The organism is Thermodesulfitimonas sp., from assembly GCF_052743955.1.
Genome location: NZ_JBRAIN010000157.1, coordinates 1 through 2,266 on the forward strand (window position 1 = coordinate 1; position 2,266 = coordinate 2,266).

The 2,266-nt window shown below is 58.2% G+C and carries 4 protein-coding genes; 2 read left to right on the forward strand and 2 right to left on the reverse strand.

The genetic code is table 11. The annotated features are described in order from the left end of the window. The coding region (locus ACUVTA_RS09470; protein WP_445952691.1) for a hypothetical protein at positions 1-237 on the reverse strand (237 nt) is incomplete at its 3' end. A gap of 14 nt (positions 238-251) precedes the next feature. Here ACUVTA_RS09470 and ACUVTA_RS09475 point away from each other — a divergent pair. Next, complete coding sequence (locus tag ACUVTA_RS09475; protein ID WP_445952692.1) at positions 252-1,469, forward strand: IS110 family transposase; 1,218 nt, start codon at positions 252-254, stop codon at positions 1,467-1,469. A gap of 38 nt (positions 1,470-1,507) precedes the next feature. After that, the gene (locus tag ACUVTA_RS09480) at positions 1,508-1,768 is read left to right on the forward strand and encodes a YhcN/YlaJ family sporulation lipoprotein (protein ID WP_445952694.1); all 261 of its coding nucleotides are present in this window, start codon (positions 1,508-1,510) and stop codon (positions 1,766-1,768) included. Positions 1,769-1,886: 118 nt separating this feature from the next. Here the strand turns inward: ACUVTA_RS09480 and ACUVTA_RS09485 are convergent. Further along, positions 1,887-2,266: polysaccharide deacetylase family protein (locus ACUVTA_RS09485; RefSeq protein ID WP_445952693.1), on the reverse strand; the 380-nt coding region annotated here is incomplete at its 5' end.

Consider the following 2,266-nt stretch of genomic DNA (forward strand, 5'->3'; position numbering starts at 1 on the left):
CAGTAGACCCTCATCCTGCAAAATGCAGCGCCACAGACAATGAAAAAGGTCGTTAGTGTCGAAGTACTCCCGTAGGCAGTCGGCGTAACGAGATCGACACTCGCTGGTACTATGAGTCCGACCAGTAGACGGATCCCGGCGGTTTGGAGCACCACTGACTGTCGCCACCTTCAGGGTGAGCACGAAGGGTAGATTTCTTAACGTACACGACCGCCGCGCCTTCTGCCACACATCCATGGGAGGGTAGCCTTATGCGGATTGTTTACGAACGGTGCTGCGGTATAGACGTCCACAAACAAAGCCTTGTCGCCTGTGTTATCACCCCGGAAGGCAAGGAACTCCGGACCTTCGGCACCATGACCGTTCACCTCCTGGAACTGGCCGATTGGCTGGAAGAACGGGGCGTAACGCATGTCGCCATCGAGAGTACGGGCGTGTACTGGAAGCCTGTCTATAACCTCCTGGAGAGTTACAGTCTCGAGCTTTTGGTCGTCAACGCGCAACACATCAAAGCCGTTCCGGGGCGCAAGACCGACGTTAAGGATGCGGAATGGATTGCCGACCTGTTACGGCACGGACTCTTGCGCGGCAGTTACATTCCCAGCCGGGAGCAACGCGAGCTGCGCGAACTGGTCCGCTACCGCAAGACACTGATCCGGGAACGGAGCGCCGAAGTAAACCGCCTGCAAAAGACACTGGAAGGGGCCAACATCAAGCTTGCCTCGGTAGCCTCGGACATCACGGGCAAATCCGGCCGGGCCATGCTGGAAGCCCTTGTCGCCGGGACCGCCGATCCGAAAGCACTGGCCGCCATGGCCCAGGGGCAACTGCAAAAGAAGCGGCCTCAATTGGAGCAGGCCCTTTCCGGCTTAATCGGCCGACATCAGCGGGTAATGATCGCCGCCCAGCTACGGCACATCGATTTCCTGGAGCAGCAGATCGAAACCTTGAGCCGGGAGATCGAAGAGCGCCTGCGCCCTTTTGAAGAAGCCCTGGCGCACCTCGACACCATACCGGGAGTCGGCCGGCGGACGGCGGAAATGATCGTGGCCGAGATCGGTCTTGATATGGAGCGCTTTCCCACGGCCGGCCACCTGGCGTCATGGGCCGGGATGTGTCCGGGGAACAACGAAAGCGCCGGCAAGCGCAAGAGCAGTAAGACCCGCAAAGGCAGCCCCTGGTTGCGGGAAGCGCTGGTAGAAGCCGCTCAGGCGGCGGTGCGCACCAAAAAGACCTACCTTGCATCGCAGTATCACCGTATCGCCCCTCGACGCGGAGCTAAGAGGGCAATCGTCGCCGTGGGGCATACGATCCTGGTTATTGTTTATCACATCTTAAAGCATGGAACGCCCTATGTGGATCTTGGAGCCAACTACTTTGATGAGCAAGACAAGACAGCTATCGTTCGCCGTTCGGTGAAGCGCCTGGAGAAACTCGGCTACAAGGTGACCGTGGAGCCGGCGGCTTAGTCTGCTCCCTCAGGGATGCGCTGTTTTTCAGGGTAGTCATTGTAGGAAGTACAGCCTACGTGGGTATCAACCTGAACGCGGATGTGGAGCGAGGGGAAACGACACGGATTCGGCAGCGGGTGGCGGACCGGCTTAGAAAAACCGAACCGCGGCTCAGACGGGCGATGGTCACGGCGGATGCAGACACCTTCACGCGGATTAAGCGCGTTCAGGACGGAATCGCCAAGGGGAAGCCGGTTTCCGCGTTCACGCGGGAAATCCAGGAAATAAACCGGCGGATGACCCCAACGACGCGCTGAAAGCCACCCGGCACTCAACCATTTCCGGGCATTCAGCCGGAAAATCTACGATCAGCACGCCGCTTCTTATGTACGAGTTGGGTGCCGGGTTGCGTATTGTCAAAGGGTTTTTCGGAGCTTAGTCCAGGACGCCGGGGCCGTAACGGAGCAGTTCCGAAACCGTCACCATTTTGTAACCCTGCTGGCGTAGGCCGGCAATAACCTCCGGCAGCGCCTTGTCCGTCTGCCGGCAACTGTCGCTGGCATGCATCAGGACGATCGTTCCCGGACGCACTAATTTCAATACCCGCCGGATAATCGTTTCCACACCGGGATTCTTCCAGTCCAGGGAGTCTACGTCCCACTGGATGACCGTGTAACCCAGTTCCTGAGCGGCCTTTACCACCTTTTCGTCCCAGTCACCGTTAGGGGTGCGGATTAGGCGCGGTTCCTTCCCGGTAAACTTTATAATGATAATGTGTGCGGTGGCGATTTCATCCATGATATTTTCTTTGGGAA

Bases quoted from the DNA above. Each gene is read 5' to 3' on its own strand.
- ACUVTA_RS09475 (WP_445952692.1), top strand. From the start codon at position 252: ATGCGGATTGTTTACGAACGGTGCTGCGGTATAGACGTCCACAAACAA.